Origin of the sequence: Streptomyces sp. NPDC052721 (assembly GCF_040678315.1) — a bacterium.
Lineage (GTDB): Bacteria > Actinomycetota > Actinomycetes > Streptomycetales > Streptomycetaceae > Streptomyces.
In genome coordinates this window covers 283066-297999 of record NZ_JBFATL010000005.1, presented here as the reverse complement: position 1 = coordinate 297999, position 14934 = coordinate 283066, and the positions used below count along the sequence as shown (strand labels likewise).

Sequence of the window (14934 nt, the reverse complement as noted above, 5' to 3'; positions counted from 1 at the left end):
CGGCGACACCGTGCACCCGGTCTCCGTCGAGAAGACCCTCCTCGCCGCGCGCGGCGACGGCAAGAAGATCATCCTCGCCCTGGACACGGTGAAGAGCCTGGCCGACGAGGAGATGAAGGTCGTCGTGGACCCCGAGAAGGGCGTCCGCAGGATCACCAAGCTGATGGACCCGGCGGAGGCGACCGGTGAGTACATCGGCGTGACCCTGATCGAGGGCGACGCGGCCGAGGAGCTGGCCGACGCGCTGCGGGCGACGTTCGAGCGTGACCCGCAGCTGTACTACGAGGACGGTTACCAGGAGCTGGTCGACCGCGGCTTCAAGGTCGACGTGGCGCCGATCGGCGACGTCAGCTGGGTCGAGATCGACAACCACGACGACCTCGCCCGCGGACGGGTGATCGCGTGCCAGTACTGACCCGGTTGATTCCCTCGCCGGTCGTGGTGGACATCCGCGCGGGTGCCCTGGACGACCTGGCGAGTGTTCTCGCCGATCAGCGGATCTCGCACTCCGGGCGGCTCGCCGTCGCCGTCAGCGGCGGCTCCGGGGCCCGGCTGCGCGAGCGTCTCGCGCCCTCGCTGCCCGGGGCGGTCTGGTACGAGGTGGGCGGCGGCACCCTGGACGACGCGGTCCGGCTGGCCGACGAGATGAAGTCGGGTCACTACGACGCGGTGGTGGGCCTCGGCGGCGGCAAGGTCATCGACTGCGCGAAGTACTCCGCGGCGCGCGTCGGTCTGCCCATGGTCGCCGTCGCCACCAACCTCTCCCACGACGGGATCTGCTCGCCCGTCTCCATCCTGGACAACGACGCCGGCCGTGGCTCCTACGGGGTACCGACCCCCATCGCCCTCCTCATCGATCTGGACGTGATCCGTGAGGCGCCGATGCGGTTCGTGCGGTCCGGCATCGGCGACGCCCTGTCCAACATCTCCGCGGTCGCGGACTGGGAGCTGGCCAACCGGGTCAACGGCGAGAAGATCGACGGCCTGGCCGCCGCCATGGCACGCCAGGCGGGCGAGGCCGTGCTGCGGCACCCGGGCGGATGCGGCGAGGACGAGTTCCTGACCGTGCTGTCCGAGGGACTGGTGCTGTCGGGCATCGCCATGTCGATCGCCGGGCACACCCGCCCGTCCTCCGGCGCCTGCCACGAGATCAGCCACGCGCTCGACCTGCTCTACCCCAAGCGGGCGGCCAGCCACGGCGAGCAGGTGGGACTGGGCGCCGCCTTCGCCATGCACCTGCGGGGCGACACCGAGCGCGCCCTGCTGATGGCCGAGACGCTCCGCCGGCACGGGCTGCCGGTGGTGGCGGAGGAGATCGGGTTCGGCGACGACGAGTTCGTCCGTGCCGTGGAGTACGCGCCGCAGACCCGGCCCGGGCGTTACACGATCCTGGAGCACCTGGAGCTGTCCGCGGAGGGCATCGGGAAGGCGTACGCCGCCTACGTGGCCGCGGTCGCCGGCTGAGCCCGAGCCCGGTTTGACCCCTACGGTCAGGGACCGTAACCTTGACCGTCGGCGTGTCCACTGAACACGCCACATCCCCGTAAACCTCTTCCTCCCGGACACACGGTTGGCCGGGAGAGGTCGTCCGTGGTTTTCCCGGGCGACTGGCCTGCGGGGGTGCCGTTTCTTCGAGCGAAAGTGAGATCCGCGTGTACGCCATCGTGCGCAGCGGTGGTCGCCAGCACAAGGTTGCTGTCGGCGACATCGTTGAGGTTGACAAGATTTCCACTGCCAAGGTTGGCGACACGGTCGAGCTCTCGACCCTGCTCGTTGTCGACGGCGACTCCGTGACCAGCGACCCGTGGGTGCTGGCCGGCATCAAGGTCCAGGCCGAGGTCGTGGACCACCACAAGGGCCAGAAGATCGACATTCTGCGCTACAAGAACAAGACCGGCTACCGCCGTCGGCAGGGCCACCGCCAGCAGTACACGGCGATCAAGGTCACGTCGATCCCCACGGCTGCGAAGTAAGGGACTGAGGAGAAATGGCACACAAGAAGGGCGCATCGTCCACCCGGAACGGTCGCGACTCCAATGCCCAGCGGCTCGGCGTGAAGCGCTTCGGCGGTCAGGTCGTGAACGCGGGTGAGATCCTGGTCCGCCAGCGCGGCACCCACTTCCACCCCGGCGCGGGCGTCGGCCGTGGCGGCGACGACACGCTGTTCGCCCTCCAGGCCGGTTCGGTGCAGTTCGGCACCCACCGTGGCCGCAAGGTCGTGAACATCGTTCCGGTCGCCTGAGTCGGCTGATCGGAAGCTTTTCGCGAGGCGGACCTCACTTCCCGGTCGGGAAGGCGGGTCCGCCTTTCGCGTGTTAACACGTAGACACATCCGTACTTCCCTGGAGGCACTGAAACATGACCACCTTCGTGGACCGCGCCGAACTGCACGTCGCCGCGGGTAACGGAGGCCACGGCTGTGCCTCCGTCCACCGTGAGAAGTTCAAGCCGCTCGGCGGCCCCGACGGCGGCAACGGCGGCCGGGGCGGTGACGTCATCCTGACCGTCGACCAGTCGGTCACGACGCTGCTCGACTACCACCACTCCCCGCACCGCAAGGCCACCAACGGCAAGCCCGGCGAGGGCGGCAACCGTTCCGGCAAGGACGGCCAGGACCTGGTCCTGCCCGTGCCGGACGGCACCGTCGTCCTGGACAAGGCGGGCAACGTCCTCGCCGACCTGGTCGGCCACGGCACCTCGTACATCGCCGCGCAAGGAGGCCGGGGCGGCCTCGGCAACGCGGCGCTGGCCTCCGCCCGCCGCAAGGCGCCCGGCTTCGCGCTGCTCGGCGAGCCCGGTGACGTACAGGACATCGTCCTGGAGCTGAAGACCGTCGCGGACGTGGCCCTCGTCGGCTATCCGAGCGCCGGCAAGTCCTCCCTGATCTCCGTGCTGAGCGCGGCCAAGCCGAAGATCGCCGACTATCCGTTCACCACGCTGGTCCCGAACCTGGGCGTGGTGACCGCCGGTTCCACCGTCTACACCATCGCCGACGTGCCCGGTCTCATCCCCGGCGCCAGCCAGGGCCGCGGCCTGGGCCTGGAGTTCCTGCGGCACGTGGAGCGGTGCAGCGTGCTGGTGCACGTGCTGGACACCGCGACCCTGGAGTCCGACCGTGACCCGGCCTCCGACCTCGACGTCATCGAGGAGGAGCTGCGGCAGTACGGCGGCCTGGGCGACCGGCCCCGCATCGTCGTCCTGAACAAGGTGGACGTGCCGGACGGCAAGGACCTCGCCGAGATGGTCCGTCCCGATCTGGAGGCCCGCGGCTACCGCGTCTTCGAGGTGTCGGCGGTGGCGCACATCGGGCTGCGTGAGCTGACCTTCGCCCTCGGTGAGCTGGTCGCGGGCGCGCGCGCCGCCAAGCCGAAGGAGGAGGCGACCCGGATCGTCATCCGGCCCAAGGCCGTGGACGACGCGGGCTTCAGCGTCACCCGTGAGGAGGTCGGCGGCGAGCCGCTGTTCCGGGTGCGCGGCGAGAAGCCCGAACGCTGGGTCCGCCAGACCGACTTCAACAACGACGAGGCCGTCGGCTATCTCGCCGACCGGCTCAACCGCCTCGGTGTGGAGGAGGAGTTGATGAAGGCGGGCGCCCGCGCGGGTGACGGCGTCGCCATCGGCCCGGAGGAGAACGCGGTCGTCTTCGACTGGGAGCCGACGGCCATGGCCGGCGCGGAGATGCTCGGCCGCCGCGGCGAGGACCACCGCTTCGACACGCCCCGGCCCGCAGCCCAGCGCCGCAGGGACCGGCAGGCCGAACGGGACGACCCGGAGCGGGAGTTCAACGACTTCGAGCCCTTCTAGGCGAGCCGCTTCGCGCGCGAAGCAGAGGTGCTTCGGCTGTTACAGCACCTTTACACAACTTCGCGCCGATCGTCGTACGGGTGACATCGAGCCGACGCGTGGCGGGCGCTACGGTGACATGACCGATGCGGACGGGGAGCGTTTGACCGGCGCTCCTCGCCGCCTGCACGTCGTGTCCCGTGGGGGGAAGACATATGGGCTCCGTGCCCGCCGACCGTCCTGTCGTGTCCGTGATCATTCCTGTCTACAACGCCGTCGACCATCTGCCGGAGTGCCTCCAGTCCCTCGCCGGTCAGTCGATCGGGTTCGAGCGGATCGAGATCGTCGCGGTGGACGACGGCTCCACCGACGGCAGCGGCGACCTGCTCGACACCTGGGCCGAGCGCCACCCCGGCCGGGTCCGGGTGGTGCACCAGGAGAACTCCGGCGCACCGGGCGGCCCCCGCAACCGGGCCATCGGGATGGCCCAGGGCGAGTTCCTGTTCTTCGCCGACCCCGACGACTACCTGGGCACCGAGGCGCTGGAACGCCTGGTCGCCGCCGCCGAGCGCAACGACTCCGACGTGGTGCTGGGGAAGATCAAGGGTGTGGGGCGCAAGGCCCCGGTCACCCCGTTCCGGGAGAACGTCGACGGGGGTGACATCTTCACCTCCAAGGGCGTCTGGTCCCTCACCGCGCACAAGCTGTTCCGCCGCTCGCTGGTCGAGGAACACGGACTGCGGTTCGCGGAGGGCATACGGCTGGCCGAGGAACAGGTCTTCGTCGTGCCCGCCTACCTGCACGCGCGGTCGATCTCCGTCGTGTCCGACTACGACTGCTACTACCTGGTCCGCCGCGACGACTTCCCGCACCTGACCCGGGAGGTCCCGGACCCCGCCTCCTTCTACGCGAACGTGCGAGACGTACTGAGCATCGTGGCGGCGCACGTCCCGCCCGGCGCCCGGCGCAACAAGCTGCTGTACCGCTGGCTCACCCTGGAGATCCTCGGCCGCTTCGACGGGCGCTTCGCCGACCTGCCCGAGGAAGCCCGCGCTCTGCACGTGAAGCTGGCGGGGGACCTGTTGCGCGCCTACATGCCGCAGACGCTCGTGGACCAGCTGCCGCCGCTGTCCCGGCTGCGCTGCCTGCTGATCTCCCAGGGGCTGGTCGAGGAACTCACCGTCCTCACCACGCTGGTCCCCAGGCCGGAGCCGAAGCCGCAGCAGCGCCCCGCGACCCCCGCCGCCCGGCCGGCGCCTTCGCCGAGCCGGCGGCTCGCCCGGTACGCCCCCGCCCGTGTGCTCAGGGCGCTCAAGCGGCGTCTGCGCCGGGGGCGTTGACCGGCCGCCGTCCTCCCGGACGGCACAGGGCGGGGCCCGGAGGTCGAACCTCCGGGCCCCGCCCCTTTTGCCGTGCTCGCTCAGAGCTCCTTGGCCTGCTCCAGCATCCGGTCCACGACCCGCTTCGAGGCGTGGCCGTCGTCCAGGTCACAGAACAGGTGGTGGAAGCGGTCGAAGCGGTCCTGGTACTCGGCGGACACCGTGTCGATGTCCAGGAGCGCGTCGATCAGCTCCTTCGAGGTGAAGACCAGCGGGCCGGGCGAGTCCTGCTCGAAGTCGAAGTAGAAGCCGCGCAGGGTGTCCCGGTAGTGCTCCAGGTCGTAGGTGAAGAAGAGCATCGGCCGCTTCAGGTGGGCGTAGTCGAACATGACCGACGAGTAGTCCGTGATCATGATGTCGGCCGCCAGGTACAGCTCGGCGATGTCCGGGTACTCGGACACGTCCCACACGAAGCCGTTGCCGGCACCCGGCACCGCGTCCACCACGTTGGAGTGGCGGCGGATGAGCAGGACGTGGTCGTCACCCAGCCGCCGCTGCGCGTCCTCGATGTCGATCCGCAGGTCGAACAGGTACTGGCCCTGGCTGTGCGCCTGGTCGTCCCGCCAGGTCGGCGCGTACAGCACGACCTTCTTGCCCTTCGGCAGGCCGAGCTGCTTCTTCACCCGCTCCGCGATGGCGTCCTTGTCCGGCGAGTACAGGTAGTCGTTGCGGGGGTAGCCCGCCTCCAGGATCTCCCCGTCGTAGGAGAAGGCGCGCTTCAGGATCGGCGTGCTGAACCGGTTGGAGGACACCACCAGGCTCCACTGCTTCGCCTCCAGCGCCAGCTTCTCCTGGTAGCGGCGGTCGAAGTGCAGCGTGTCGATGTCGTGGCCGATCTTCTTCAGCATCGTGCCGTGCCAGGTCTGGACGATGACCTGGCCGGGGCGCCGCTCGATCCAGTCCGGCAGGTGGCCGTTGGTGACGATGTAGCGGCTGGACGCCAGCGCCTCGTACCACTCGCGGCCCCACATGCGGACGCGCTCCACGCCCTCCGGCAGGAGGACCTGACCGTCGCGCACGGCCCACAGGTGCTTCAGCTTCGAGCCACGGGCGACCAGCTCCTCGTACATCGCCTTCGGGCTGTCGGAGAACTGCTTGCCGTTGTAGCTGAGGTAGAAGACCTGGTCCTTCAGGGGCTGCTGCCGCAGGGGCGCGTACACCTCCTCGCGCAGCTGCCGCTGGCGGTACGGGCCGCGCTCCAGGTCGTCCAGCTCCGAACGGCAGTTCAGCTGGGGGAAGTCGGCCCAGCGGTTCTCCAGCCAGTAGCGGCGGCCGCCCAGTTCGGCACGGAGCGGGAACTGCGCCGCCGCGAGACGGTCGGTGACGAAGGGCACGTCGGGACCCTCACCGTCGGCCGGGCGCAGGAAGAGGTTCCAGCGGCCCGCGCGCAGCGGCACGTTGCCGTTGCCGCCGAGCGTGGAGGGGTCGAAGGCGACCTCGAAACGGCCGTCGTCGAGCCAGCGCGGCTCCACGAAGCGCTCCTCGAACCGCGCCCGCGGCTTGAGCAGCAGCCGGGAGCCGGTGAGCCGGGCGTCGGTGCGCGCGGTGATGGTGATCCGGCCGTCCTCCAGACCGACCCGGTCGATCACGGCCCGCCGGGTGCGGCCGGCCAGCTTGAGGTACCCGTTGTGCCCGCCGATCACGGCCAGTTCGCACTGGTCGGCCTGTTCACCCAGCGAGGCGGGCAGGTCGAACCGCCCGTCCGCCAGGCCCTCTTGGAGGACCGTGCTGAACTGACGCTCGGTGCCCTTGGGGTCCGTGGCCACCAGCACGGTGGACCAGACGCGCTTCTCGGGCCGGGCCAGGGCGTCGACGCCCTCGTGGAAGACCAGCGCCACGTCGGCCACCGGGACGTCGACCGAGAACCGGTGCCGGCCGCCTTCCTCGGTCACGTCGGCCGGGTACTCGTGGACCTCGGCGCCCTTCTGGTTCTTCACCCGCAGCGCCACGCGCTCGCCGGCCTGCAGGGGGACCCGGATGTCGCCGGTCACCCGCAGCCGGTCGCCCTCCATGGTCCAGCCGGTGATCAGCGCGCGGACCTTCTCGACGCGCAGCTTGAGCGCACCGCGCTCGACCGACGGCAGCATCCGGAAGTCGGAGTCCAGCCAGCGGTACGGCGGGAAGTTGCAGGCGGCACCGCCGCTGGACTGCACGGCGGCACGGCGCACCAGGCCGGAGGCGTACAGGCCGAGGCCCACGTGCCACAGGCCCTCCTGCCACTCACCGCCCTTGCGCAGCTTCGCCGGGTCGATGGTGACCTCCCAGCCGGCCCAGTCGTAGTTGTACCGGTCCTGGCCGGAGTCGGTGGTGCGCTCGGGGCACTCCGTGTTCCGGGTGGGCAGCACCATGCGGCGGCGGGACTTGTCCTTGCGCAGCTGCAGGACCTTGACCGACGAGCGCTTCGAGGGCAGGTCGATCTTGTCGATCCAGGCGTGCCCGGCCAGCACCAGCTTGCCCTCGGACCAGCGGACGTCCTGCAGCGGGGCGCGCATGCGCAGGTCCCGGTCGATGCGCAGGGCCTTGCGCGGGACGTCCAGGTGGGCGTCGGCCAGCGCCGGGAAGGAGGCGTACTTGCGGACCAGGCCGGTGACCTCGATGGCCTCCTTGCGCCGCTGCGAGGCCAGCAGGGTGATCAGCTCGTCGAGCTGGTGCTTGCGGACCAGCAGCCACTGCACCCGCAGGTGCGTCGGCAGGGCCATGACGACCTTGGGGTCGATGTGGTCCAGGAAGCGGTTGGCCGAACGCAGGAACTCGGCGCGGTACTCCTCGTCGCCGTCGGGCACCACGTTGAGGAACAGCCGCAGGTCGTCCACGAGGACGCGGGTGTCGTACTCCTGCTTGAGGCGGGCGAAGGTCTCGCCGGGCTGCCTGCCCAGGAAGTCGCTGATCTCCAGGACGGAGGTGACGCGGTCGCGCACGCCGGCCGGGTCGGTACGGCGCTGCGTGATGGAGGGGGCGGACTCGCCCTCGCGCAGCCGCCAGTAGTAGCAGGGCTCGGAGATCACGTCGACGGCCTCGGCGAGGTAGTGCGCCCGCATGGTGACGGGCGTGTCCTCGTACAGGCGGCCCTCGGGGAAGGCGAAGCCGTGCTTCTCCCAGAACGTCCGGCGGAACACCTTGTTGCAGGCTATTCGGTCGGCGACGAGCTTGGCGTACTCGGAGATGTGGGTGCGCTGGCGTGCCTCGCCCGCGAGCATCCGCATCAGCGGGACCTGCCAGGTCTTCTCGCCCTTGAGGTGGAAGACGTTGCCGGTGGCGAAGTCGGAGCCGGTCTCGTCGAGGCTGCCCACCATCAGGCGGTAGGCGTCCGGCGGGACGAGGTCGTCGCTGTCGACGAACGTCAGGAACTCCGACTCGGGGGACAGATGGGCGATACCTGTGTTGCGGGCGGCCCCCAGCCCTCCGTTCTCCTTGCGTATCAGCCGGAAGCGCGGGTCACGCTCCGCGTAGGACTCGGCTATCGCCGCCGAGTTGTCGGGTGAACCGTCGTCCACCATGAGGACCTCGAAGTCCTCGAACGTCTGCGCCGCCAGCGAGTCGAGACAGGCCGGCAGATAGTGCTCGACGTCGTACATGGGGACGATGACACTGAGCCGAGGGGCCATGTTCGTCGATCTCCTTCTCGGGGGTCAGGCCCGCTCGACGGCTGCGAGCGCCTGGGCGGGGGCCGGTGCGTGGGAACGCTCTGCGAACGGCACGAAGGGCAGCGGCTCCGTCTCGCCGAGGAAGACGCGGCGCACCACGCGTTCGGCGGCACGTCCGTCGTCGAACTCGCAGAACCGACGGCGGAAGGCGTCGCGGCGCGTGGCCGCGTCCTGCCCGCGGTACTCGTCCGATCCGAGCAGGTGGATCAGCTCGGCCTGCGAGGTGGCCACCGCACCCGGCGACTCCTGGAGCAGGTTGAAGTAGGTGCCGCGCACGGCGGAGTAGATGTCCCAGTCGGGCGCGTAGATGATGATCGGCCGGTCCAGGACGGCGTAGTCGAACATCGCGGAGGAGTAGTCCGTGATCAGCGCGTCGGCCGCGAGATACAGCTCCTCCACCCGGGGGTGCCCCGACACGTCGACGATCCGCCCGCTGCGGCGCAGTTCGGCCACGTGGGCCGAGCCGCCGTAGAAGTAGTGGCCGCGCACCAGCAGGGTCACGTCCGGGCCCAGCTCGTCGGCGAGGCGGGCGAGATCGAGACTCGGCACGAAGCCGGGCTGGTACTCGCGGTGCGTGGGCATGTACAGGAACGCCCTGGTGCCGTCGGCGAGCCCCAGTGCCGCGCGGGCCCGGCGGACGTCCTCCGACGTGCCGTTGACGAGGACGTCGTTGCGGGGGTAGCCGGTCTCCAGCGAGACGTAGGAGCACGGGTAGACCCGCTCCCAGACGGCGGTGGAGAAGCGGTTGGAGCTGACGCTGAAGTCCCAGCGGTCGCAGCGCTCCAGGAGCTTGTCGAAGTCCATGTCCGTCGAGGCGGGGTACTTGCGCTGGTCGAGACCCATGGTCTTCAGCGGAGTGCCGTGGTGGGTCTGCAGATGGACCTGACCCTCGCGCTTGACCACGCTGTCGGCGAAGTTCACGTTGTTGACCAGGTACTTGGCACGCGCGAGCGCGGCCCAGTACTCCTTGGAGCCGACCCGGACGTAGTGCACGCCTTCGGGTACCCGGTCCACCGCGTCCGGCCGGATCGCCCAGACCCGGCGGACGTGCGGGGCGAGCCGGGCCAGCTCGGCGTCGATGGCGGCCGGGTTGCAGGAGACGCTGCGGCTCCAGTAGGCGGAGAAGAGCGCCAGGTTCTCGTCCAGCGGCAGCCGCAGCTGCGACTGGTAGTAGACGCCCATCGCGCTGCGCTTGGACCGGTTGACGGCCGTACGGGTGCGGGTTCTGACCGCCTTGCGGAGCTTCACGGCGGCGGTGGCACCGGCCATCGCGGCGTACGCGTCCTTCTCCAGCATCGCGTACTTGTGGCCGCGGCCGCCGCCCGGCCGCTGGAAGTTCTGGGGGAGCCGCGCGCGGTAGTCGGCGGAGGCGCGGTGGAAGAACTCCGCCCGCGCGTCGGCCGGCAGACGGTCGGGCCGGTCCAGGATGGTCAGGAAGTGGTCGACCATCTTGCGGAACAGCGGCTCGCGCCACTGCGCGAACTGGGGGCGGGCGTCGACGTAGTCGAAGACGCGGCGGTACTGGTCGAAGACGTCGAAGTGCTTGCGGCTGACCGTCTTCAGGATGTTGCCGCCCTCGCGGCGCTGCCGGTACATCACGCAGACCCGGTTCAGCACCGCGATGCGCTCGGCGCTGATCATGGAGCAGAACGTCCAGGGGGCGTCCTCGTAGTAGCCGGGCGGGAAGGTCAGCTCGTGGCGGAGGACGAAGTCCCGGCGGTAGGCCTTGTTCCAGACGATCTGCAGCAGGTCCAGCAGCTGCGGCCGTTCGGCGAGGGGGAAGGCCTCCGGGCCGTCGGGCTGGAGCAGCTCGGCACGCTGGTTGGGGCGGATGCGGCCGTCCCAGTAGCTGCGGGCGTAGTCGTAGACGAGGATCTCGGGGTCCCCGGCTGCTTCCAGCCGCTCGGCTATCGCCCGCAGCGCGCCGTCGGTCAAAGTGTCGTCACTGTCCAGGAAGAGTACGTAATCGCCCTGAACCTTCTCCATGCCCGCATTGCGCGCACGCCCCAGCCCCACGTTCTCCGTGAGGTGAATCACGTGAACACGCGCGTCCCGCTCCGCGTATTCGTCGAGAATGGCGCCTGAACCGTCCGGTGAGCAGTCGTCGACCGCGATGACCTCGAAGTCCGTGTAGTCCTGCCCGAGCACCGAGTCCAGGCACTCGGTGAGGTAGCCCTGCACCTTGTAGACAGGGATGACGAGAGAGAGTCTGGGCATCCTTACAACCTGTTCCGAGACTGATCACGAGAGCGTGGGCCGAGGCCAGAGCACGCTCCGCCCGCCGGCGGCGCAGCGCGCCGTCGCATCAGAGTAAAGGATTCACTTGATGTTTCCGTGAGCAAGGTAGCGGGGCGGTCGGGGCGTGGAACAGCCACGGAGGCCGGACCTTTACGTGCTCGGAACATTGTCCCACCCGGACCGGCGATGCATCTCACCCCGTCTCATCACGCTGGGTTTTTGCCGCAGTTGTCCGAAATTACCCGACTCGATTTTCCGTAGTCCATGAACGAGTCTGCTCTCCTACTGACACAGACCGAGGAGGCACGGGAATGAGCTGGCTGGTCACGGGCGGCGCCGGGTACATCGGTGCGCATGTGGTGCGCGCCATGACGGAGAACGGCGAGCACGTGGTCGTCTACGACGACCTGTCGACCGGCAGTGCCGACCGGGTGCCCGGCGATGTCCCGCTGGTCGTGGGCAGCGTGCTGGACCAGGCTCTCCTGGAGCGGACGATGCGTGACCACGCCGTGACGGGTGTGGTGCACATCGCCGCCAAGAAGCAGGTGGGGGAGTCGGTGGAGCGGCCTCTCCACTACTACCGCGAGAACGTCACCGGTCTGCAGACCCTGCTGGAGGCGATGGCGGCCACCGGTGTCGGCCGGATCGTCTTCTCCTCGTCCGCCGCCGTCTACGGCATGCCGGACGTCGACCTCGTGACCGAGGACACCCCCTGCGTCCCCATGAGCCCCTACGGCGAGACGAAGCTGATCGGCGAGTGGCTGATCGCCGCCGCGGCCAGGGCCCACGGGATCCGGGCCGTGTCCCTGCGTTATTTCAACGTGGCCGGTGCCGCCGCCCCGGAGCTGTCCGACGCGGGCGTCTTCAACCTCATCCCCATGGTGTTCGAGCGGCTGGAGGCCGGCGAGGCACCGCGGATCTTCGGCGACGACTACGCCACGCCGGACGGCACCTGCGTACGTGACTACATTCACGTCCAGGACATCGCCTCCGCCCACCAGGCGGCGGCGGCACGTCTGCGGGACGCCCCGGAGGGGACCTCGCTTGTCCTCAACATCGGCCGGGGTGAGGGCAGCTCGGTCCGCGAGATGGTCGACCGCATCCTGAAGGTGACCGGCAACGAGCGGCTGACGCCCGAGGTGACCGACCGCCGCCCCGGAGACCCGGCGAGGGTGGTCGCGTCGGCGGACCGCATCCACGCGGAACTGGGCTGGACCGCCCGTCTCGGCCTGGACGACATGATCGAGTCCGCGTGGCTGGGGTGGCGTCACCGGCACGCCTGAGCGGCCGGCCGCGGAGCCGGGCGTCGGCACGGCCCGGCTCTCGTCGGCTCCCACCCCCGCCCGGGGCGCGGACCGGCCGCGCCCTGATATCCCGTCAGGCCTTCAGCTCGGCCTTGTCGCCCATCACCACGACGGGGTGCAGCCGGGGATCGAGGGTCCGCAGCAGGTACCGCATCGCCGACTCGGACTGGCTCACACACGCCGAAGTGCCGCTGCCGTGGTCCATGTGCAGCCAGATGCTGCCGCCCTTCGACTGGCCCTGCGGCCGGGTCGGGTCATTGGGCGCCGTGCCCTTGACGCGGTTGTAGTCGATGGCGATGACGTAGTCGAAGTCGTGCCAGTACGCCTTCTTCCAGTAGCGGGGCGCCTGGAAGGCCGAGGACCGGGTGTACGGCAGCTTGGTCCCCGGGGCGGCGAGGACACCGCCCGCGTCGCTGAGCGTGAACACTCCCACGGGGCTGCGCAGATCGCCCTCGTGATGGTCCGTCGTCCACCCCTTCCGCCCGTTGTGCGCCGCCCAGGAGCGTTCCTGCTTCCAGACGGTGCCGTGCTTGGTGAAGAGGGCGACGGTGGAGTCGGGGGAGTTCTTCCCCGCGCCGTACACCGCGACCACCTGGCGGGAGTCGGCCGGCACCCGCCGCCACAGCCGGTCCCCGATGCCGGGTACGCGCTTGAAGGCCGTCTTCCGCGGCTGCCTGTCGTCGGACCGGTCCCGCGGGGCCGCACTTCCGTCGTCCGAAGTGCCGCACGCCGCGACCGACATCACCAGCAGCCCACCGAGGACCCCGCCCCACGCTGCCCGTGTCCAACCTCTGCTCCGCATGGGGTCCATGGTCGCAGACCGCCGCGAACACGGCCGTACCGCCCTGTCCGACGCCGGCCAAACCGCTGCAGGGCCGCACCGGTTGGGGGTCGGGCCGGGCCGGAGTCCCTGGACGAAGGTGTTGCCGTCCGGCGACACGGAACCGTCCTTGCCGTGCTGCGAGCCGGCCAGGAGGCAGAGGTGGCCGCCGTAGCTGGGGAACCCCGGAAGGGGTCGAGCAGCCGGGCTGGAGGCCGGCGGGCTGGGCGCCGTCGGCGAGGGCGGCTCTGACGACACCCGCAAGGCTTCGAGGACGATCCCGGCTCGGCGGCCGTCCCTGGGGAGCCGCCTCGGCGGGGTGACGCCGGCGGGCCCCGGCTCGGGACTGTCCGTCGGTTGAGCGGCGCGGGCACGCCACGCCCGGCTTCCCGTAGATTGAGGACGCCGGGAAGCACGGTGCCGGAACGCGCACGTGAAGGAGACGGACCGCAGGTGGCAAGGGCAAGGCAGGCCGTGGGCGAGGCCCGCAGGATCGTCGTCAAGGTGGGCTCCTCCTCGCTGACCACCGCCGCGGGCGGCCTGGACGCCGACCGCGTCGACGCGCTGGTCGACGTCCTCGCCAAGATCCGCAGCGGAGGCGAGAAGGAGATCGTGCTGGTCTCCTCCGGCGCCATCGCCGCCGGCCTCGCCCCGCTCGGCCTGCGCCGCCGCCCCAAGGACCTCGCGCGCCAGCAGGCCGCCGCCAGCGTCGGCCAGGGACTGCTCGTCGCCCGCTACACCGCCTCCTTCGCCCGCTACGGCGTCCGTGTCGGCCAAGTCCTGCTCACCAGCGACGACATGAGCCGCCGCGCCCATCACCGTAACGCCTCCCGCACCCTCGACCAGCTGCTCGCGATGGGTGCCTTCCCGATCGTCAACGAGAACGACACCGTCGCCACCGACGAGATCCGCTTCGGCGACAACGACCGCCTCGCCGCCCTCGTCGCCCACCTCGTCCACGCCGACCTGCTGGTCCTCCTCTCCGACGTCGACGGCGTCTACGACGGCGACCCCAGCAGGCCCGGCACCTCCCGGATCGCGGAGGTGAAGGGCCCGGAGGACCTCGCCGGCGTCGAGATCGGCAGCGCGGGCAAGGCCGGCGTCGGCACCGGCGGGATGGTCACCAAGGTGGAGGCGGCCCGGATCGCCGCCGCCGCCGGCATCCCGGTGGTGCTGACCAGCGCCGTCCACGCGGCCGAGGCCCTGGCCGGCGGCGACACCGGCACCTACTTCCACCCCACCGGCAAACGCTCCGCCGAGCGGCTCCTCTGGCTCCAGCACGCCTCCACCCCGCAGGGCGCCCTGATCCTGGACGACGGGGCGGTGGACGCGGTAGTCCAGCGGCGCACATCGCTGCTGCCCGCCGGAATCGCCGCCGTCGAGGGGGACTTCAGCGCGGGCGACCCCGTCGAGCTGCGGGACACCGCGGGCCGCGCGGTGGCCCGGGGACTCGTCAGCTTCGACGCCAAGGAGATCCCCCGGCTGATCGGGCGTTCGACCCGTGAGCTGGCCCGCGAACTGGGCCCGGCGTACGAACGCGAGGTCGTACACAGGGACGACCTGGTCCTCCTGCTCCCCTGAAGCTCGCAGAACCGCTCGTAAAACGGGGCGCACGGAACGACCCCGGTGGGGGACGTTCCGTAAAACCACCACGCGGAGCCCTGCGGCCTGCTCAACTTTGTCTGGGGGACATGCTGAAGCGACGGGTTCCGTCAAGGGGCCGAGCGAGTCATACGAGCATGTGAGCCGTGCGAGCCATGTGAGCC

Annotated in this window: 10 protein-coding genes and 1 pseudogene; 8 read left to right on the top strand and 3 right to left on the bottom strand. The window is 70.3% G+C overall.

What is annotated here, in order from left to right:
- From AB0L21_RS08130 to AB0L21_RS08105, 6 genes and pseudogenes are all read left to right on the top strand, one after another.
- Nucleotides 1–415: pseudogene (locus AB0L21_RS08130) on the top strand (phosphocholine cytidylyltransferase family protein); the annotation flags it as partial.
- The gene (locus AB0L21_RS08125; protein ID WP_365699517.1) at nt 403–1464 is read left to right on the top strand and encodes an iron-containing alcohol dehydrogenase family protein; all 1062 of its coding nucleotides are present in this window, start codon (nt 403–405) and stop codon (nt 1462–1464) included. The pseudogene AB0L21_RS08130 and the gene AB0L21_RS08125, both read left to right, overlap by 13 nt.
- 188 nt (nt 1465–1652) lie before the next feature.
- Entirely contained in the window at nt 1653–1973 is a 321-nt protein-coding gene (gene rplU, locus AB0L21_RS08120) for a 50S ribosomal protein L21 (protein ID WP_028422127.1), read from the top strand.
- Nucleotides 1974–1987: 14 nt separating this feature from the next.
- Nucleotides 1988–2242, top strand: coding sequence for a 50S ribosomal protein L27 (gene rpmA, locus AB0L21_RS08115; RefSeq protein ID WP_010041940.1), 255 nt, complete (start codon nt 1988–1990; stop codon nt 2240–2242).
- Between the two features lie 116 nt (nt 2243–2358).
- Nucleotides 2359–3804 (top strand): GTPase ObgE, encoded by a 1446-nt coding sequence (gene obgE, locus AB0L21_RS08110; RefSeq protein ID WP_365782831.1) that lies wholly within the window; start codon nt 2359–2361, stop codon nt 3802–3804.
- Between the two features lie 224 nt (nt 3805–4028).
- On the top strand, nt 4029–5123 hold the full coding sequence (locus tag AB0L21_RS08105; protein WP_365782829.1) for a glycosyltransferase: 1095 nt from the start codon (nt 4029–4031) through the stop codon (nt 5121–5123).
- Between the two features lie 80 nt (nt 5124–5203).
- Here AB0L21_RS08105 and AB0L21_RS08100 read toward each other — a convergent pair whose 3' ends face one another.
- Together AB0L21_RS08100 and AB0L21_RS08095 are read right to left on the bottom strand one after the other, a co-directional pair.
- A complete protein-coding gene (locus tag AB0L21_RS08100) occupies nt 5204–8767 on the bottom strand; it encodes a CDP-glycerol glycerophosphotransferase family protein (protein ID WP_365782827.1) in 3564 nt (1187 codons plus the stop codon).
- Nucleotides 8768–8791: 24 nt separating this feature from the next.
- Complete coding sequence (locus tag AB0L21_RS08095) at nt 8792–11023, bottom strand: bifunctional glycosyltransferase family 2 protein/CDP-glycerol:glycerophosphate glycerophosphotransferase (protein WP_365782825.1); 2232 nt, start codon at nt 11021–11023, stop codon at nt 8792–8794.
- Nucleotides 11024–11355: 332 nt separating this feature from the next.
- Between AB0L21_RS08095 and galE the strand changes: the two genes are divergently transcribed.
- Nucleotides 11356–12327, top strand: a complete 972-nt coding sequence (galE, locus tag AB0L21_RS08090; protein WP_365699512.1) for a UDP-glucose 4-epimerase GalE — start codon at nt 11356–11358, stop codon at nt 12325–12327.
- Between the two features lie 94 nt (nt 12328–12421).
- Here the strand turns inward: galE and AB0L21_RS08085 are convergent, their stop codons facing one another.
- Complete coding sequence (locus tag AB0L21_RS08085; protein ID WP_365699511.1) at nt 12422–13150, bottom strand: hypothetical protein; 729 nt, start codon at nt 13148–13150, stop codon at nt 12422–12424.
- A 492-nt stretch (nt 13151–13642) separates the two neighbouring features.
- Here AB0L21_RS08085 and proB point away from each other — a divergent pair, with 492 nt between their 5' ends.
- Nucleotides 13643–14749 (top strand): glutamate 5-kinase, encoded by a 1107-nt coding sequence (gene proB, locus AB0L21_RS08080; protein WP_365782855.1) that lies wholly within the window; start codon nt 13643–13645, stop codon nt 14747–14749.
- The last annotated feature ends 185 nt before the right edge of the window (nt 14750–14934 follow it).